Origin of the sequence: Mycobacterium fragae, from assembly GCF_002102185.1 — a bacterium.
GTDB lineage: Bacteria > Actinomycetota > Actinomycetes > Mycobacteriales > Mycobacteriaceae > Mycobacterium > Mycobacterium fragae.
The window spans coordinates 283,224-300,726 of sequence record NZ_LQOW01000028.1 but is presented as its reverse complement, the minus strand read 5'-3'; the positions used below and the strand labels follow the sequence as shown (position 1 = coordinate 300,726).

The window sequence follows — 17,503 nt, the reverse complement described above, 5'->3', positions numbered from 1 at the left end:
TTGTATTCGAACATGCTTCGAATCCGCGGTGCGGTGCTGGAGCACATCGGATCGCCACGGCCCTACACGGCATCGCGGCCCATCAGCGTTGCCGAGGTTGACCTGGCCCCGCCCGCAGTCGACGAACTGCAGGTCCGCATCGAGGCTGCCGGCGTGTGTCATTCCGACCTGTCGGTGGTCAACGGCAACCGGGTGCGGCCCGTGCCGATGTTGCTCGGTCACGAGGCAGCCGGAATCGTCGAACGCAGCGGCTCTGACATAGCGGTCGGTCAGCGGGTGGTGATGACGTTTTTGCCGCGGTGCGGCCACTGCGCGGCGTGCGCCACCGACGGGCTGACCCCGTGCCAGCCGGGCAGCGCCGCGAACACCGCCGGCACGTTGCTGGGCGGCGGGATGCGGCTGAGCCGGGACAACCGCCCCGTCTACCACCATCTCGGGGTGTCGGGCTTCGCGACGCACGCCGTCGTCCACCGGGCCAGCGTCGTCCCGGTGCCGGACGACGTACCTCCGTCCGTCGCGGCGCTACTGGGCTGCGCGGTGCTCACCGGCGGCGGCGCGGTGCTCAACGTCGGTAAGCCGCGTCCGGGTGAGACTGTTGCCGTCGTCGGCCTGGGTGGTGTCGGTATGGCGGCGGTGCTGACGGCATTGGCCCACGACGACGTCCGGGTCGTCGCCGTCGACCAACTACCCGAGAAGTTGACAGCGGCTCGCGACCTCGGCGCGCATGAAACCTTCACACCCGAGGCGGCTACCGACGCCGGGGTCAAGGCCGCCGTGGTCATCGAGGCGGCCGGCCATCCCGCTGCGCTACAGACGGCGATCGAGCTGACCGCCCCCGGCGGTCGCACCATCACCGTCGGCCTGCCACCACCGGATGCCCGAATCAGCGTGTCGCCGTTGGGTTTTGTTGCCGAAGGCCGCTCGTTGGTGGGCAGCTACCTGGGCTCGGCGGTGCCCGCACGTGATATCCCACAGTTCGTCGAGCTGTGGCGCTCGGGCCGGCTGCCGGTGGAGTCGCTGGTGTCCTCGACGATTTCGCTCGACGACATCAACGAGGCGATGGATCATCTGGCCGAGGGCACCGCGATCCGCCAGCTGATCACCTTCTAACCGACGAGCCCTAGATCTGCAGGCATTGCCCACCGTCGACGACGAGCTCCGAACCGGTGATGAACGACGCCTGATCCGAGACCAGGAACGCGACGGCGTCGGCCACCTCCGACGGCTGTCCGATCCGGCCGGACAGCGACGTCGACGCCAGCCGCGCCTGGGTCTCGTTGTCCAGCATCGGTGTCGCGATCGGGCCCGGAAACACCGCGTTGACCCGGATTCCGGAGGCCGCGAGCTCAGCGGCGGCGATCTGGGTCAGGCCACGCAACGCCCACTTCGCCGACGCGTAAGCGCTGTGCCGAGGGAACGGGCGGATCGCGCCGGTGCTGCAGGTGTTGACGATCGCCGCATTGTCGGCGGCCCGCAACTGCTCGAGTGTCGCTTGAATACCGATGAATGCGCCCAGACAGTTGACCCGCCAAGCTTTTTCGAATCCCTCGACCGACTCTTCGTCGATCGACGCGCGGTGCAGCGCGCCGGCGTTGTTCACCAGCGCGGAGAGCGACCCGAACCGGTCGACGACGGCCGCGACTGCGTTGGCCCACTGCGGCGGCGAGGTCACGTCGAGCGGAACCGCGATCACCGCATCGTCGCCCAAACCGTCGACCGCGGCCGTGAGTTCCCCGGTGCTGATGTCGCAGGCGCCGACGAGAAATCCGTCTGCGCGCAGCCGTTGCACAATGGCCCAGCCCTGCCCGCGGGCGGCTCCGGTCACCAGGGCGACGCGCGCGTCAGCCAACCGGGATCAGCTCTGAATCGACCGGCAGGCAATTGCTGCGCAGCACTTCGGTTGCACCGACCGAAGCTGAAATCCCCGCGGCCGCAAGCGCATGACGCTTGAACGCGCGCGCGGCACCGCTGAGCACATGCTGCACGGTCGTCATCCGGTGACCGACAGCCAACGGCCAATCGTCGTGCCAGAGCGTGAGTTCGGTCATCCGTTGATCCAGCGCCTTGAGCACCTGCTCGCGGATGCCCGGGTTGGACGCGAAAACCTCTGCGCTGACCGCCAAGCCGATGCTCGTCGGCACGAACTGGGAGTCCAGGTCGGCCACCCGCGCGCCCAGGATCTGCAACGGGCGGATATCGCAGCGCTGCGTTAGCAGCACGTTGACCTCCCAGCCGGCCGCCACCCTGTCGTAAACCCACCCGCCGACCGAGCACGCGACATCGGTAGGGCTGGCGGCGATGACGTCGAGCCGGTACTTGAATGCAGCATCGTCGGAGCGCGAGGCCGCGGTTGCGGGCGAAGGTCGAGCTATCAATGAACCATTCCTCATCGTTGCATCCGGCCGACCCAGCGTGACACTTTTACGCCAATCTGTAAAGGGTGGTCAGAACTTACGGCGCGCCTCCAACTCGGCGAGAATCTCTTCGGTGTGCGCGCCGAGCGCCGGCGCGGTGGACCGCGGCGCCCACGGCGTGCCGTGGAAATCCGCCGGAGTCGCGACCATCGGCACGGCGCCTTCGCCCGCCGGGCCCTCCGGGACGTCGACCATGCCGCCTGCGGCGTGGAACTGCTCGTCGGCGACGACGTCTTCGACCGTGTTGATCGGCGACCAGAAGAAATCGGGCTCCCCGGCGAACACCTCCGCCCATTCGTCGAGCGGCTTGGTGGCAAAGATCTCGTCCAACCGGGCGATCAGTTCGACGGCGTTGGCGGCGCGGGAGCGCGCGGTGGAAAACCGCGGATCGGTGAGCCAGTCGGGGTGGCCGACGGCCCGGCACAGGGCAGGCCAATGCCGGTCGGCTTGCAACCCGACGATCCAGAACCTCCGGCCGTCGCCCGCGGTGTAGTTGTTCATGCACGGGTTGCCCATCGTCTCCCGCTGCCCGATGGCAATCGGCTGGCCGGTCATCAGGTAGGTGTTCAAGTCGAAGCTCACCGTGTACGCACCCTGTCGGTACAGCGATGTGGTCACCAGCTGCCCGGCTCCGGTTCGGTTGCGGGCCAGCAGCGCTGCGCAGATGGCCGCCGCCAACGTCATGCCCGCCGCGTGGTCGCCCATCCCGCCGCGTTGAAACGGCGGCGTGTCACCGGGCCGGGTCAGCAGATGCGCCACCCCGGCGCGGGACCAGAACGCGGCGACGTCGTAGGCGGCCCAGTCGGCGTCGGGCCCGGTTTCGCCGTAGCCGGTGATCAACCCGTAGACAAGGCGCGGATGGTCAGCGGCTATCGACTCGAAGTCGAATCTGAGCCGCCGCAACGCAGCGGGGCGCACATTGGTCACGAAAACGTCTGCGTCACTGATCAATTCAAGAGCTGTCGCGCGCCCGTCGTCGGTTGTCAGGTCCAGGACGATGCTGCGCTTGGAGCGGTTGTCCATCTCGAAGGGCGGGTTGATCTCGAAGTCCAGGCCGAGCATCTTGCCGAACAGCCGCCCCGGATCGCCGGTCGGCGGCTCGATCTTGATCACGTCCGCACCCCACTCGGCGAGGATGCCACCCGCTGCGGGCCCGGCCACCCAGACCCCGAGCTCCACGACTTTGATGCCTTCCATCGGTCCGGCCATGCCCGGAATCACACCATGCGACTACCCTGAGTACCAATCATGAGTCTCGTTGCCGGGCGTGGCCCGCTGAGCAGTGATCCCGCGGGCTGGTTTTCACCCGCCGTGCCTGACGATGTGGTCTATGTCGAGCCGCATCCCCGACGCGTGCAGGCGCTGCGCGGCGGGCGCACAATCATCGACACCGAGCGGTCATTGCTGGTGCACCGGCGAAATCACCCGTTGTCCTACGCTTTTCGCGCAGAGGACGTCGACGGCCTGCCCAGCCAACCGGTTTCGGAGGCACCCGGATACTTCGCAGTGCCGTGGGACGCCGTCGACACCTGGCTGGAGGAAGGACGCACGCTCGTCCACTACCCGCCTAACCCGTACCACCGCGTCGACTGTCGCCCGACCCAGCGGCGGCTACGGGTCGAGGTGGTCGGCAGCACGCTGGTGGACACCGATGACACCGTGATCGTGTTCGAGACGGCGCTGGAACCTCGCCTGTACGTCGACCCGGCGTACGTGCGCACCGACGTTCTGCGGCAATCGGATACGTCGACGTACTGCAACTACAAAGGGACAGCGACGTATTGGACGGCCGCGATCGGCGACACCGTCGTCGAAGACGTCGGGTGGAGCTATCCGGATCCGCCACCGGAAAGCCTGCCGATCAAGGGCTTCCTCAGTTTCGACGCGACCCGGGCCGAGGTTTTCGCCGAACTACCCGCGTCGTGAGGACGCCGGCGGCGAATAGTTCGGGCGTCCGAGGCCCAGCGCATGCTGGGCGATCATGTTGCGGAAGACTTCGAGCGTGCCGCCGTAGATACCGGTCGGCAACGCCAGCCGAAAAACGTATTCGGCGGCGCCGTCGTCGGCGGCACGGCTGGTGCCGACGGGAAGCGCCGACGCGGCCCCAAGCAGGTCCATCAGATCGGGTGAAACATCGCGCATGGCTTGCGCATTGGCCACTCGCCCGAACATTCCCGGGGTGCTCAGCGCCGCCTCCAGGCGAGCGACACCGCGGCCCAGCCGGTATGCCACCGACGTGTCGTCCAGCAGCCGGCGGCCATCAGGGCCCGCTTCGGCGGCAAGCGCCGCGATCCGGTCGATGGCCTCGGCCATCAGGGTGGCCTGCTCGGACATCACCGCGATCCGCTGCAGACCTTCGAGATCACGTTCGAACGTGCCGTGCTCGACGTCGAGCGCCTCCCGCAGCACGGACCAGCCGCCGTTGACCTCACCGATGCGGTATTTGTCGTCCACCCGGACATCGCTGTAGTAGACGATGTTGGTCCGGTCGCCGTCGATGGTGCGGATGGGTTGGATCTCGATGCCCGGCGAATCGAGCGGCACCAGAAACATGGTCAGGTTCTTGTGTTTCGGGGCATCCGGGTCGGTGTTGGTGAGCAGAAAGACATACTTGGCGTTCTGCGCGTTGGAGGTGAACATCTTGGAGCCATTAATGACCCAGCTAGATCCATCCGCCTCGCGGACCGCGCGGGTCTTGCAGGTCGCCACGTCGGAGCCGCCCTCGGGCTCGGTGTAACCCAGACACAGCCGGATGTGACCGGACAGCACCCCGGGTATCACCTCCCGGGCGAGCTCCGGGGATCCGAACTGCTCGACCTTGTGCGCGACCATGGCCGTCGTGCCCCAGTGGAACCACGGCGTGTGCGCGCGGCCGATCTCCAGGTCAAAGATGCGCCGGCGGACCGCGCTGAAGCCGCCGTCGGATTCCTCCTTCCAGTCGCTGGCCAGGTAGCCTTCGGCGCCCAGCGCCAAATGCACTCCCTCGTCGAAATTCTCGCCAGTCTCACGGTCTCGTCGGCGCACCTCGTCGGTGACCACATCGGCCAGAAACGCCCGCAACCGATCGCGGAACTCCGCGTCCTCGGCGGAGAGTTCGACGACCGAGAAGTCCATGACCGTTAAAGCCGGGCTTGGGTTTTGATCGCGGCGTCGCTGGTGCGCAGCGGACGAATCAGCGCCTCCTGGTTGAACGACGCGATCAGCTCGCCCTCTTCGGTGTGCACCGCGCCTCGGACATACGACATGCCCGCGCCGACCTGGGTGCTTTCGTGCGTGTACAGCAGCCAGCCGGCCCACGACACCGGCTCGTGAAAGCTCACCGTCACCGACAACGGTGCGGTGGACACGGTCAGGTGCGACTGGCTGGTGCCGATGCCCTCGTGCGCACGCATCGTCGTCGAAATCCCCAGGTGGCCGGTGAAATACGCGACCAGCGCCTTGGCCAAGTCGTCGCGGGCCGGGATCGGGTCGTAGTGCACCCAGGCGTACAGCTCCGGCGGCCCGACTTCGTCGGGGCTATTGACGTCCACGACGTCGACCAGCCGCACCTCCCGCCCCGCCATCGGCATCGGCGACACGTTCGCATCCGCAGGCCCGGCGACATCGGGGCGGGCCAGCTGGTGACGGATGACATCGGACGACGGCACGTCGGCGAGCGCGGTCACCGTGATGCAGCGGCGGCCGTTCTGCTGCACGGCGACGACCGCGGTCGCGGTGGAGCGGCCCTCGTGGACGACGTCGATGTCGAATTCGACGGGCGGACCGGCCATCACGGCGCGGGCGAACACCGCGTGCGCCGAGCGTAGCGACTTCTCCGGAAACCGTTTGGTCACCGCGACAATCGCCTGCGCCAGTATCTGGGTGCCTTCCACCACCTGCCGCTCGTCCTCGCCGGCGATCCCGGTGTCGCCGCTGAAGCGGTCCGACCCGTCGGGCCGCACGTCGAACAAGTCAAGCAGGCCGGCGACCGACCAGTGTGTCTGCTCAGAGTCCGTGGTCACCTAGCGAGCGTGACATTCTCTACGAATGTTGTAAAGGCTTAGGCGTCGATCACCAGTGTGCGGAAGCGGTCGATGGTTTCGATTGCATGCGCCACGCTGTCCCCGGGCAACGACACCTGCAGCCATGTGACGCCGAGGGTGGCCAGCTTTTCCACACCGGTCAGGTAGGCGTCGGCGTTGAAGTCGTCGGCTGCCGGGTTGCCGCCGTCGAAGTTGCTGAATACGACGTCGAAATCCGTCCAGTCGCGGCCAGCCGCATCGATTCGGCGACGCAGGTCGTCGATGCCGTCGACGAGGCGCTCGGGCGAGTCGATGGCCGCGGTGCGAGCGGTCTGGGCCAGCGCCGCGGGCGCGGGGAATGGGCACCACCCGTCGCCCTTTTGCGCAGCCCGCCGACGAGCGGCTCCGGTGTTGCCGCCGATCCAGATCGGCGGATGCGGCTCGCTCACCGGTCGCGGGTGTGCGGTGATCCCGCGAGCGGTGAAGTGCCTGCCCTCGAACGAGACGTCATCGGTGGTCCAGATCGTCCGGATCACGTCCAGCGCCTCGTCGAACAGCTCGGCACGCTCGTCGTAATCCACACCGAGGGCGGCGAACTCCTTCTTGAGGTAGCCGACTCCGACCGCGAGCGTGAAGCGGCCGCCGGAGAGCAAATCCAGCGTCGCGCCAGACTTGGCCACCACGAACGGATTTCGATACGGGAGCACGACGATGTTGGGAATCAACCGCAACGTGCTGGTGTGCGCCGCGGCGAAACCCATCGCCACGAACGGGTCCAGTGCATCGTGTCCGCCGGCGTCCAGCCAGCGCTGCGTCGGCGCGGGGTGGTCGGTGAACCCGAAGCCGTGGAATCCGGCCGCCTCCGCGGCCGCGGCGACCGCGGCGATGCCGCTGCCGCTGACCAGCTCCGGGTTGTAGGGGTGCCGGTGCATCGGGTGGGTGATCGTGAAATGCATCGGCCTACCTCCGCGCGAAGCGACTGCGTGACACTTTTACAATAATCTGTAAAGCTAACCCAGGAGTCGTGTAGGGGGCATTGTGACGACGAGTTCGCAGACAGCATTCCAAACGCTGGCAAGTGGGTTCTGCTTCGGCGAAAGCCCGCGCTGGTTCGAGGGGCTGCTGTGGTTCTCCGACGTTCTCGGCGAGGCCGTGCACACCGTCGACCTGCGTGGCTCGCTGACCACCGTGCCGTTGCCCGGGCATACCCCGTCCGGGCTGGGATTCCGCCCCGATGGGTCCCTGCTGATCGCCTCCAGTGAGGCCCGCCAGGTCCTGCGCTACGACGGCGAAGCCGTGATCGCCGTCGCCGACCTGAGCGCTGTCGCACCCGCCGACCTCTGCGACATGGTGGTCGACGACCTCGGACGCGCCTACATCGGGTCGCAGGCATTTCACGGCGGGGTGATCCTGCGGGTCGATCCGGACAACACCGTGACCATGGTCGCCGAAGACCTGGAGTTTCCCAACGGGATGGTGATCACCGCCGATCGCGAGACGTTGATCGTGGCGGAGTCGACCGGCAGGCGGTTGACCGCGTTCAGCATCGGCGACGGCGGCGAGCTGCGCGACCGGCGGGTCTTCGCCGACGGTTTGGACGGCCCGCCCGACGGCATCACCCTCGATGCCGGCGGCGGCGTGTGGACCGCGATGACGCTGGCCCACCAGTTCGAGCGGATCACAGTAGGCGGCGAAGTGACTCACCGCATCGACATCGGCGATCGCGCCGCGATCGCCTGCACGCTCGGCGGCCCAGAGCGCCGCACGCTGTTCATGATGTCCAGCACCGACGCCGATCCCAAGCGGCTGGCAGGCACTCGGCTGTCCCGACTCGACACGGTGATCGTGGACATCCCTGGTGCGGCGACACCCTCAGTTGAGCGCCGAGATCGACGGTAGCGTCGCTTTTTTCAAGATTTCCGGCACTGACGTCGATCTCGGTACAGCAAGGTTCACGATGTCCTCGCCCGAACGGATGATCGAGGCCCGCACGCCGGTGCCGACGAATTCGGCCTGCAAACCCAATACCCAGGTGTCCAGCATCCGCTTTGCCCCCGGCAGCGACGGCCCGACGAGCTCCGGGCTGATCAGCACGACATCACCACGCTGGTTTTCGATCATCGGCGGAATGACTTGTGCCGCAAGGTGTTGGGCACCGACCCACGAGCCGTCGGCGAGACCGGCCGCGGTGACCAGCACGTCGACGGCACCGACCAGGTAGCCCGCAGACTCGACGAACCGATTGATCGAGGCAGGGTCGGCGAGGTCCAGGTATGCGGCGAAGGCCGCGGCGCCGTCGGATCGAAGACGGCTCGCGAGCCCCTCACACACGTCGGTGCGGCGGGCCCCCATCAGCACCAGATGGCCATCCCCGGCCAATCGTGCGGCGACAGCCAGGGCAACTGCCGATGCGGCTTCGGTGATGACGACGGCCCTGCCCCCGGCCGGTCCGGCTAAGATCTGGTAGTCAGCTGGTGGCACGCAAAGAGCGTGACACTTCGGGTAAGTTTTGTAAAGTTGCGGGTATGGAGCAGACCTCGACCATCGAAGGTGATACCTCGACGCAGCAGCGGATCCTGGCAGCCACCGCTGAGGTCCTCAGCCGCAACGGCAAACGCAAGCTCAGCCTGTCCGACGTCGCCGCCCAGGCCGGCGTTTCGCGGCCGACGCTGTACCGGTGGTTCGCGTCGAAGGAGGAGCTGCTCTCGGCGTTCTCCCGCTACGAGCGACAGGGATTCGAGAGCGGTTTGGCTCGGGCGACGGCCGGCCTCAAGGGCGTCGACAAGCTCGACGCCGCGTTGCGCTTCATCGTCGACTACCAGCACTCCTACACCGGCGTGCGGATGGTCGACATCGAGCCCGAGCATGTGATCGGGCAGTTTTCGCACGTCCTTCCACAGATGCGGGAGGGGCTGCAGCGGCTGCTTCCCGGGCCTAACGCCGCGGTCAAAGCGGCCGTCGCGATCCGGATCGCGCTTTCGCACTACATGGTTCGCGGCGACGACGCCGACCAGTTCCTGGCCCAACTGCGCCACGCGGTCGGCATCAAAGGAGCCGATTAGTCGAACAGCACCGCCGCGTTGAGATAGCCGGTCGGGTCGAAGGCCGTCTTGACGGTCCGCATCGCGGCAATGTCGGCGGGTTCGCGTGACATGCCGAGGTAGGCACGTTTGCGGCTGCCCACCCCGTGCTCGGAGCTGACGTTGCCGCCGCAACCGGCGATCAGGTCCATCATCGCCGGGTACAGCTCGCGTTCGGCCTCGACGGCGCAGCGCAGCACGTTGAGATGCAGGTTGCCCTCCCCGATGTGCCCGAACAACACCGGCAGCGCGCCAGGCGCACGACGGGCGACCAGCGCCGTCGCCTCGCCTGCGAACGCGCCGACGGCCGACAGCGGCAGCGAGACGTCGAACTTCAGCGGCGGCCCATGAATACCCAGCACCTCGGCCAGCGATTCCCGCACCCGCCAAAGCCGTTGCTGCGCAGCCGCATCGACGCCCACCGCGGGCTCGCCACATGTCGTTACGCCCGTAAGCGCGGCGGCCAACCGCTCGGTCTGGTCGTGATCGGATGCCAGTTCCACCAACAGCATCCAGGCGCCGTCCACGGGCGCGGCCACACCGGCCCGTCCGTCCACCAGCTCCAGGGCGGCGATGCCCTCCAGGTCTCGGAACAACCGAGCCGCGTCGACCAGCGCGTCGAGCTCGTCGAAACCGCAGACCGCCGTCACTCGATGCGACGGCGTCGGATGCAGGCGCAGATCCAGCGCCGTGATCACGCCCAGCGTGCCCTCGGCGCCGACGAACAGCGCCGGCAGGTCGTAGCCGGTGTTGTCGGCCCGCACGCGGGTGTGCCGGCGCAGCATCGACCCGTCGGGCAACGCAACGTCCAGACCGATGACCTGTTCGCCCATGTTGCCGTAGCGCACAGTGCGCAGCCCGCCGGCGTTGGTGGATGTCATGCCACCGACGGTCGCGCTGTCGCGCGCCGCAAGGTCGACACCGAATGTCAGACCGGCCGCGGATGCCGCGCGTTGCACCGCGGCCAGGGTGGCACCCGCCCCGGCTTCGATGCGTCTTTCGCGCAAGTCGACATCGCCTGTGGCGCAAAGCCGTTCGGTGGACAGCAGCACATCGTCGTGTTCGGGAACGGTGCCGGCCACCAATGAGGTCCGACCGCCCTGGATTGTCACGTGCATTCCGGCGTCGCGGCAGATTCGCAACACCTCGGCCACTTGCTCGCCCGAACCAGGACGCACCAGGGCGCTGGCGTGGCCGGGATACCGGCCGGTGTGGTCGACGCTGCGACCGGCCAGCACATCGGGGTCGGTGCTGACATGACGGTCACCGACCACTGTCGCCATGCGGGCAAGCACACCGGTAGCCATGGCGAGTTCTAGCGGATGACGCTGGCGCCGCCGTCGACCGGGATCACCGCACCGGTGATGTAGGTGCTGGCCCGGCTGGCGAGGAAGACGGCGATGCCGGCCATGTCGGCGGGTCGGCCGATGCGGCCCAGTGGCAACAGCGAACCGACCGCCTCCGGGCCCGCCCGCAGCAGCTCCTTGGTCATCCGGGATTGGAACAACCCGGGGGCGATCGCGTTGACCAGAATCCGCGGCGCCAGTTCACCGGCGAGATGCTTGGTCAGCATGTGCACGGCCGCCTTGCTCGCGCTGTAGGAGAAGTTGTTCCTGCCGCGCTCCGGCGGAATGATCCCGTCGACGCTGCCGGTGTTGATCACCCGCGCGGGATCGTCGTCGGTGGCGGCGGCGGTAAGCATCGGCACCAGTGCGCGGGTCAGCAGAAACACGCCTTTGACGTTGACGTCGAGCACCTTGTCGAAGCCGGATTCGGGAAATTCGCCGAACGGCGCTCCCCACGCGGCGCCGGCGTTGTTGAACAGCGCGTGGATCGCGTCCTCCCGGTCGGCCAGGTCGCTCACCAGCGCCTGCACCCCGTCGACCGTGCTGAGATCCGCCGGAATCGCGTGCACGATGCCATGGGCTGACAGCTCGGCGACGGCCGCGTCCAGCTCGGCCTTCTTGCGGCTGGACAGATACACCGTCGCACCGGCCTGCAGCAATCCGCGTGCCATCATCACGCCGATGCCGCGGCCGCCGCCGGTCACCACGGCGACTTTGCCGTCAAGTCGAAACATGTCGGTCATGGCCATCAGTCTGGACGTCGGTGTGCCTACCACAGTCGGCGGGGACCTTGTATAGTACGTTCAGTCCGTACTGAACGATAACTAGGAGATGGAGCTCAGGTGTCGCCCGACGAGGCGGAGTTCGTCGACCGTATCGGGCTGTTCTTCGAGAGCATGGGCGGGCCGCGGACCATGGGCCGGGTTTACGGCTGGCTGATGATCTGCGAGCCGCCCCAGCAGTCGTTGGCCGAGCTTGCGACCGCGCTGTCGGTCAGCAAGGCGTCCGTCAGCACGGTGGCTCGTCAGCTGCAGGCGGCAGGGATGATCGAGCGGCTGCCGTCGGCGTCTCGTGAGCATCGCTACCGTGTCACTCCCGGCGGCTTCACCCACGTCCTGAATGTGCAATTCGGCCTCATGCAACCGGGTGTCCACGCCGCCGACTTCGGCTTGACGCTGCTCGGCGAGGATCGCGCCGAACAACGCGAGCTATTGCAGGACTTCCGGGATTTCTGCGAGTTCTGCAACAACGACTACCGCGACAAGTTGATGCAGTTGTGGGAGGACTACCGAGCAGAACGGAGAACACAGTGACCGACCGGCCAGACCAGTCCAGCAAGCTCGACTTCTCCGGCGTGCGCTGGGGCTCGGTGGAGTGGACCAATCTGTGCACCCTGTATCTGCGTGCCTACGAAAGTCGTTTGGAGCACCCGGTTCTCGGTGACCGGGAGGCCGCCGAAGCCATCGACCGGATCGACTACGACTTTGCCCGAATGCACCGAGCCACCCAGCCATGGTCCAACCAGTTCCTGGTTGCGTTGCGCGCCAAGCAACTCGATGTCTGGGCCGACGATTTCCTGCGCCGCAACCCGGACGCTGTCGTCTTGCACCTGGGGTGCGGACTCGACAGCCGCGCGTTCCGCCTCGAGGTGCCCTCCGGGGTGAGCTGGTTCGACCTCGACGTGCCCGAGGTCATCGACTTGAGGCGCAGGTTGTACGACGACCGTGAGGGCTACACGATGATCGGGTCGTCGGTCACCGACCCCGGCTGGCTGGACCAGATCCCGACGGGTCGTCCCGCGCTGGTCGTCGCCGAGGGCCTGCTGATGTACCTCACCGAAGCGGAGTTACGCGACCTGATGGGCCGGCTGACGGATCGATTCGGCACCGGCGAGCTGCTGACCGACCTGCTCTCACCATGGGGTCCGCGGTTCTCGAATTCTCCATTGCTCTCCAAGGCTTCCACGGCGGGGATCACCAAATGGGGCACGCGGGACGGTCATGAGCTACCCGAGTGGAACCCGCGGCTGCGCCTCGTTGACCGAGTCGTGTTCCTCGACCCCGCGAAGATCCCGCTGAAGCCGCAGCGGGTGCTCTACCGATTGCTGACCGCGCTACCCGCCGTCAGGAACTACGACCGGCTGTATCGATTTCGGTTCTGACGCCGAGCGGAGACTCCGCCCGGACCGACTCGTCGCGGATCAAACCCCGCAGCAGGGCGGTGCTGAACTCGGCGGCGATCTCCTGCGCGGTCCGACGGCCGTGTGGCCGCAGCCACCGGTAGGCGCCGAGGGTCATCCCGATATAGCCGAGCGCCAGCACATGGGAGTCGCATTCGTAGAACTCGCCGCTGGCGATGCCCCGGTCTATGAGCCCGTGCACGTGCTCATAGACCTGAATTTCCTTCTCGCGCACGGCCGCAACCTGTTCCTCGGTGAACCACTCGGTGATATACGGCTGCTCTTGGAAGTACACCGCAGCCCCTTCCGGGTTGGCGGCAATCTGGTTGAGCAGCCGCACGGTGTACTGATACAGCGCCTCGCGGGCGGAGATCGACGGGTCGTCGTGCACGGCGGCCAGCGTGCGCTCGGCGGCCCGCTGGTAGATGTCGTAGAGGATCAGCGACTTGCTCGCGTAGTAGTGGTAAACGGTCGCCTTGTTCAGTCCGACCACGTCGGCGACGTCGTCCATCCGGGTGCCGTGGTAGCCGCGGGCGGCGAACAGCTTGGTGGCAACGGTCAGCAGCTCTTCGCGGCGGGAGAGCCCGTTCTCGGATGGCATGTCTTCTCGCTATCAGCAGGCCGGGTTGCCCCGGCGTCAATCAACTAGTTGGATAGTCTAGGCAGGACAGTTTTTCACCGTTGCGGGTTGTACGGGCGGGATTAGACTGCTCCACGAAGGCACGTGGCGAATCGACCCAATCGAGAAGGTGGTCAGATGAATCCAGATCCGGATCCTAGCTACGACTTTTCCGACGAACTCGAGTTCTTCTTCCGCTACATGCCGTGGGGTCTGCGCGGCGTCGTGGACGGCAACGGCTACCCGCCGCCGGCCTACCCGCCCGTCTAGAGAGCTTTTAGCTCCTCGGTCACCTGCGACACCGACTTCTTGGCATCACCGAAAAGCATCGTGGTTCCGTCCGCGTAGAACAGCGGGTTGTCGATGCCCGCGAACCCCGAATTCATCGACCGCTTGAGCACGATCACCGACTTCGACTTGTCCACGTTGAGGATCGGCATGCCGTAGATCGGACTAGACGCTTCGTTGCGGGCAGCCGGATTAGTCACGTCGTTGGCGCCGATGACCAGCGCCACATCGGTGCGGGCGAACTCGTCGTTGATGTCGTCCATGTCCTTCATCGCGTCGTAGTCGACTTCGGCCTCGGCCAACAGCACGTTCATGTGTCCGGGCATCCGGCCCGCCACCGGGTGGATCGCGTATTTCACCGTGACCCCACGGTTCTCCAGCAGCGTTGCCATGTCCTTGACGGCGTGCTGGGCCTGAGCGACGGCCAGGCCGTAGCCCGGCACAACGATCACCTGGTTGGCGTAGGCCATCTGAATCGCGGCATCGGCCGCCGACGTCGACTTGACGTGCTTGTCGCCAGTGTCGCCGCCGCCGGGGGCCACCCCGCCGCCACCGAACCCGCCGGCGACGATCGCCGGGATGGACCGGTTCATCGCCTTGGCCATCAGGTTGGTCAGGATCGAACCCGAGGCGCCGACGATCATGCCGGCGACGATCATCGCGGTGTTGTTCAGCGCCAATCCCGCCGCGGCCGCGGACAGACCGGTCATCGCGTTGAGCATGGAGATGACGACGGGCATGTCCGCACCGCCGATCGGCAGCACCACCATCAGGCCCAGCACGCCGGCGGCAGCCAGCAGCCCGATCATCCACCACAGCGACACGCCTCCGCTGCCGGGATGCGCGTGAAGTCCGATCACCACTGCGGCGGCGACGGCGCCGGCCAGCAGCAGCAGGTTCAGCGGCTGCTGGGCCCTGCCGATCCCGATCGGGCGGCCGGAGATGATCTCCTGCAGTTTGCCGAACGCGATGATCGATCCCCAGAACGAGATCGAGCCGATGATAGCGGCGAACAGCGACGCCACCACGATGTGTACGGTCGGCTCCTCGCCGTGCCGAAACGCCGAAAAGCCCGTCGTCTCAATGAATTCCGATAGCGCGATCAACGCGACCGTGCCACCGCCGACGCCGTTGAAGAACGCCACCAGCTGCGGCATCGCGGTCATCTTGGTCCACCGTGCCGGCGGGACGCCGAGCACGACGCCGACCACCAGTCCGGTGATGACCAGCAGCCATGGCGCGCGGTCGTGAATCGAGATCAGGGTGGCCGCCACGGCGATGCTCATGCCGACCGCGGCGATCAGATTGCCGCGCACCGCGGTCTTGGGCCCGGTGAGGCCCATCAGCCCGTAGATGAACATCGAGAACGCGATGATGTAAAGGACCAGGACGAGGTAGTGGGTGTTCATCGGCCGTGCCCATCGGTCTCGGCCTTAACGGGCTCCCGCTTTTTGCCCTTGAACATCCCCAGCATCCGGTCGGTGACGATGAATCCGCCGATCACGTTCAGCGTTCCGAACACCAGCGCGACGAACAGGATGATCTGCAACGCCAGCGATGGGTGCTCGATCTGTCCGAACAGCACGAGCGCGCCGAGTACCACGATGCCGTGAATGGCGTTGGTGCCCGACATCAGCGGGGTGTGCAGCGTGTTGGGCACCTTCGAGATCACGGCGAAGCCGACGAACCCGGAAAGCACCAGGATCGCCAGGTTGGCCAGAAGTTCGTCGTACATCTAGTCCTCTCCCCTTGTCACGCACGCCGCCGCGACAACCTCGTCCTCGAAATCCGGGGCCAGCTTGCCGTCGGTGATCAACAAGTCCAGCAGCGCCGTGATGTTCTTGCTGTAGAGCTCACTGGCGTGTTCGGGCATGGTCGCGGGCAGGTTCAGCGGCGCGGCGATGGTGACGTCGTGTTTGACGACGGTGCGCCCGGGTTCGGTCAGCTCACAGTTGCCGCCTGCTTCACCGGCCAGGTCGACGACCACGCTGCCGGGCTTCATGCCCTCGACCGCGGCGGCGGTCACCAGCCGCGGCGCGGGTTTGCCCGGGACCAGAGCGGTGGTGATCACCACGTCGAACCCGGTGATCGCCTCTTCCAAGGCTTTCTGCTGCTGCGCGCGTTCCTCGTCGGTGAGCTCGCGGGCGTACCCGCCCTCCCCCGACGCGTCGATGCCCACGTCCAGCCATTGCGCGCCGACCGACCGCACCTGGTCGGCCACCTCGGGGCGCACGTCGTAGCCCGATGTGCGCGCGCCCAGCCGTTTGGCCGTGGCCAGCGCCTGCAGGCCCGCCACCCCGACGCCGAGCACCAGCACGGTGGCCGGTTTGACTGTGCCTGCCGCCGTGGTCAGCATCGGGAAGAACCGGGTCGACTCGCAGGCCGCCAGCAGCACCGCCTTGTATCCGGCGACGTTGGCCTGCGACGACAACGCGTCCATCACCTGCGCCCGGGAGATCCGCGGGATCGCCTCCAGCGCGAACGCCTGCACGCCGGCCTGCTTCAGCGCATCGATCGAATTGTCGGCATCGCGGGGCGCCAGGAAACCGATCAGGGTCTGGCCCTTGTGGAGCCGGCTCACCTCCTCGGCGGTCGGCGGCGCGACCTTGACGACGATGTCGGCCGCCCACGCATCGCCGATCGTTGCGCCCGCCTCGGTGTAGAGCTCGTCGGGAAGCAGGGCGCGCTCGCCCGCGCCGGATTCGACGACGACGGCCACACCGCTTTTGACCAGCGGCCCGACCGCCTTCGGTACCAGCGCGACCCGTCGTTCGTCGTCGCCGGATTCGGCGACCACCCCCACCGTCGTCTGCGTATCTGTCATGGCTCCTACCCCTGAACGGCCTGTGCCTCGCCGAGCCTAACCGGTGGCCCGACTACCGTTGCTCTGTGATCGTTGTCAGGCCGCTGCTGCTGGCGCTGTGTCTCATCCTGGCCGGATGCAGCAACGTCATCGCAGGCACCCCGGAGAAACAACACCGCGGCACCGCGTCCGGCGGTCCCATTCAGCCGGCGCAGCTCGACCAGCTGTTGACGCCGTCGTCATCGCTATCCATCTTGGCGAGCGCGCCGTTATCGGAGCACGACCTGCAGTCCGCACTCTTCATCGGAGCCGATCCACCCGAATGCCACGGGGTGGTCGGCTTCGGTCGCTTCCCGCTGTTCCCGACGAACTACACCGGACGCGAGGCCCGCACCCAGGTCGACATTGACGGGCCGAACCAACATCAGCTGCTGGAGGTCTCGGCAACCTACCCGAGCGACTTCAATGCGTCGGCGTTCCTGGACTCCGTCCGCAAGACGGTCGACGAGTGTCAACGTCCGGTGACGACGTGGGGTGATGACCAGAAGAGGTACACGGTGAACCCGGCACCGTTGATCCCGGATTCACCGGACATCGCTCACTGGTCGACGAAGTTGGCCGGCGAGCGGTGGATATGCGATTTCTCGCTCGTCGCGCTGGCGAACGTGGCCTCCGAGATCGTCACATGCTCGGCGGATCGGTCGATCGACAACAAGGCCCTTGCCAGCAAACGGCTCAAGAAGATCGAGGAGTTGCTCAACTCCACCGCTTGA

21 protein-coding genes are annotated in these 17,503 nt (G+C 66.8%); 8 read left to right on the top strand and 13 right to left on the bottom strand.

Translation table 11 applies throughout. The features are described 5' to 3' along the window. Nucleotides 1-12: 12 nt before the first annotated feature. Entirely contained in the window at nt 13-1,110 is a 1,098-nt protein-coding gene (locus AWC06_RS18215; protein ID WP_085199382.1) for an alcohol dehydrogenase catalytic domain-containing protein, read from the top strand. A 10-nt stretch (nt 1,111-1,120) separates the two neighbouring features. Here AWC06_RS18215 and AWC06_RS18210 read toward each other — a convergent pair whose 3' ends face one another. The 3 genes from AWC06_RS18210 to AWC06_RS18200 all read right to left on the bottom strand — a co-directional run bounded on the left by AWC06_RS18210 (nt 1,121) and on the right by AWC06_RS18200 (nt 3,623). Beyond that, nucleotides 1,121-1,849 carry an SDR family NAD(P)-dependent oxidoreductase gene (locus AWC06_RS18210; RefSeq protein ID WP_085199381.1) on the bottom strand — a complete coding sequence of 243 codons (729 nt, stop codon included), beginning with the start codon at nt 1,847-1,849 and terminating at the stop codon, nt 1,121-1,123. Next, nucleotides 1,842-2,375, bottom strand: coding sequence for a hypothetical protein (locus AWC06_RS18205; protein WP_227371009.1), 534 nt, complete (start codon nt 2,373-2,375; stop codon nt 1,842-1,844). The genes AWC06_RS18210 and AWC06_RS18205 overlap by 8 nt, the downstream gene beginning before the upstream one ends. A gap of 69 nt (nt 2,376-2,444) precedes the next feature. Next, nucleotides 2,445-3,623: a CaiB/BaiF CoA transferase family protein gene (locus tag AWC06_RS18200; protein ID WP_085199379.1), complete on the bottom strand. Its 1,179-nt coding sequence runs from the start codon at nt 3,621-3,623 to the stop codon at nt 2,445-2,447. Between the two features lie 39 nt (nt 3,624-3,662). Between AWC06_RS18200 and AWC06_RS18195 the strand changes: the two genes are divergently transcribed. Next, complete coding sequence (locus AWC06_RS18195; RefSeq protein ID WP_085199378.1) at nt 3,663-4,340, top strand: DUF427 domain-containing protein; 678 nt, start codon at nt 3,663-3,665, stop codon at nt 4,338-4,340. Here AWC06_RS18195 and AWC06_RS18190 read toward each other — a convergent pair. From AWC06_RS18190 to AWC06_RS18180, 3 genes are read right to left on the bottom strand one after another with little or no spacing between them, the layout of a single operon-like run. After that, a complete protein-coding gene (locus tag AWC06_RS18190; RefSeq protein WP_085199377.1) occupies nt 4,326-5,528 on the bottom strand; it encodes an acyl-CoA dehydrogenase family protein in 1,203 nt (400 codons plus the stop codon). The two genes, AWC06_RS18195 and AWC06_RS18190, sit on opposite strands and share 15 nt — an antisense overlap. Nucleotides 5,529-5,533: 5 nt before the next feature. Further along, nucleotides 5,534-6,415, bottom strand: a complete 882-nt coding sequence (locus tag AWC06_RS18185; protein ID WP_085199376.1) for an acyl-CoA thioesterase — start codon at nt 6,413-6,415, stop codon at nt 5,534-5,536. Nucleotides 6,416-6,453: 38 nt separating this feature from the next. Further along, a complete protein-coding gene (locus AWC06_RS18180; RefSeq protein WP_085199375.1) occupies nt 6,454-7,371 on the bottom strand; it encodes an LLM class F420-dependent oxidoreductase in 918 nt (305 codons plus the stop codon). Nucleotides 7,372-7,453: 82 nt separating this feature from the next. Between AWC06_RS18180 and AWC06_RS18175 the strand changes: the two genes are divergently transcribed. Then, nucleotides 7,454-8,314 carry an SMP-30/gluconolactonase/LRE family protein gene (locus AWC06_RS18175; RefSeq protein WP_085199374.1) on the top strand — a complete coding sequence of 287 codons (861 nt, stop codon included), beginning with the start codon at nt 7,454-7,456 and terminating at the stop codon, nt 8,312-8,314. On the opposite strand, the gene AWC06_RS18170 is transcribed toward AWC06_RS18175, so the two are convergent. Continuing rightward, nucleotides 8,288-8,896, bottom strand: coding sequence for an SDR family NAD(P)-dependent oxidoreductase (locus tag AWC06_RS18170; protein ID WP_169715375.1), 609 nt, complete (start codon nt 8,894-8,896; stop codon nt 8,288-8,290). The genes AWC06_RS18175 and AWC06_RS18170 overlap by 27 nt on opposite strands. Nucleotides 8,897-8,940: 44 nt before the next feature. Between AWC06_RS18170 and AWC06_RS18165 the strand changes: the two genes are divergently transcribed. After that, nucleotides 8,941-9,477 carry a TetR/AcrR family transcriptional regulator gene (locus tag AWC06_RS18165; RefSeq protein WP_085199372.1) on the top strand — a complete coding sequence of 179 codons (537 nt, stop codon included), beginning with the start codon at nt 8,941-8,943 and terminating at the stop codon, nt 9,475-9,477. On the opposite strand, the gene AWC06_RS18160 is transcribed toward AWC06_RS18165, so the two are convergent. Together AWC06_RS18160 and AWC06_RS18155 are read right to left on the bottom strand one after the other, a co-directional pair. After that, nucleotides 9,474-10,778, bottom strand: a complete 1,305-nt coding sequence (locus tag AWC06_RS18160; RefSeq protein ID WP_372458033.1) for an FAD-binding oxidoreductase — start codon at nt 10,776-10,778, stop codon at nt 9,474-9,476. The two genes, AWC06_RS18165 and AWC06_RS18160, sit on opposite strands and share 4 nt — an antisense overlap. A gap of 32 nt (nt 10,779-10,810) precedes the next feature. Next, nucleotides 10,811-11,584, bottom strand: a complete 774-nt coding sequence (locus tag AWC06_RS18155; RefSeq protein ID WP_085199461.1) for an SDR family oxidoreductase — start codon at nt 11,582-11,584, stop codon at nt 10,811-10,813. A 99-nt stretch (nt 11,585-11,683) separates the two neighbouring features. On the opposite strand from AWC06_RS18155, the gene AWC06_RS18150 reads away from it, so the two are divergent. Together AWC06_RS18150 and AWC06_RS18145 are read left to right on the top strand one after the other, a co-directional pair. Further along, nucleotides 11,684-12,154 carry a GbsR/MarR family transcriptional regulator gene (locus tag AWC06_RS18150; RefSeq protein ID WP_085199371.1) on the top strand — a complete coding sequence of 157 codons (471 nt, stop codon included), beginning with the start codon at nt 11,684-11,686 and terminating at the stop codon, nt 12,152-12,154. Continuing rightward, complete coding sequence (locus AWC06_RS18145; RefSeq protein WP_085199370.1) at nt 12,151-13,002, top strand: class I SAM-dependent methyltransferase; 852 nt, start codon at nt 12,151-12,153, stop codon at nt 13,000-13,002. Before AWC06_RS18150 ends, AWC06_RS18145 begins: the two co-directional genes overlap by 4 nt. On the opposite strand, the gene AWC06_RS18140 is transcribed toward AWC06_RS18145, so the two are convergent. Further along, nucleotides 12,965-13,621 carry a TetR/AcrR family transcriptional regulator gene (locus AWC06_RS18140; protein ID WP_085199369.1) on the bottom strand — a complete coding sequence of 219 codons (657 nt, stop codon included), beginning with the start codon at nt 13,619-13,621 and terminating at the stop codon, nt 12,965-12,967. The genes AWC06_RS18145 and AWC06_RS18140 overlap by 38 nt on opposite strands. A gap of 156 nt (nt 13,622-13,777) precedes the next feature. Between AWC06_RS18140 and AWC06_RS23085 the strand changes: the two genes are divergently transcribed. Beyond that, nucleotides 13,778-13,909: a hypothetical protein gene (locus tag AWC06_RS23085; protein ID WP_139820109.1), complete on the top strand. Its 132-nt coding sequence runs from the start codon at nt 13,778-13,780 to the stop codon at nt 13,907-13,909. Here the strand turns inward: AWC06_RS23085 and AWC06_RS18135 are convergent. The 3 genes from AWC06_RS18135 to AWC06_RS18125 are packed head-to-tail and all read right to left on the bottom strand — an operon-like array spanning nt 13,906 to nt 16,751. Next, on the bottom strand, nt 13,906-15,336 hold the full coding sequence (locus tag AWC06_RS18135) for an NAD(P)(+) transhydrogenase (Re/Si-specific) subunit beta (protein WP_085199368.1): 1,431 nt from the start codon (nt 15,334-15,336) through the stop codon (nt 13,906-13,908). The two genes, AWC06_RS23085 and AWC06_RS18135, sit on opposite strands and share 4 nt — an antisense overlap. Further along, nucleotides 15,333-15,662: an NAD(P) transhydrogenase subunit alpha part 2 gene (locus AWC06_RS18130; protein WP_085199367.1), complete on the bottom strand. Its 330-nt coding sequence runs from the start codon at nt 15,660-15,662 to the stop codon at nt 15,333-15,335. Before AWC06_RS18130 ends, AWC06_RS18135 begins: the two co-directional genes overlap by 4 nt. Beyond that, entirely contained in the window at nt 15,663-16,751 is a 1,089-nt protein-coding gene (locus AWC06_RS18125; protein WP_085199366.1) for a Re/Si-specific NAD(P)(+) transhydrogenase subunit alpha, read from the bottom strand. It lies immediately after the preceding gene. Nucleotides 16,752-16,816: 65 nt separating this feature from the next. Between AWC06_RS18125 and AWC06_RS18120 the strand changes: the two genes are divergently transcribed. After that, a complete protein-coding gene (locus AWC06_RS18120; RefSeq protein WP_372458026.1) occupies nt 16,817-17,503 on the top strand; it encodes a sensor domain-containing protein in 687 nt (228 codons plus the stop codon).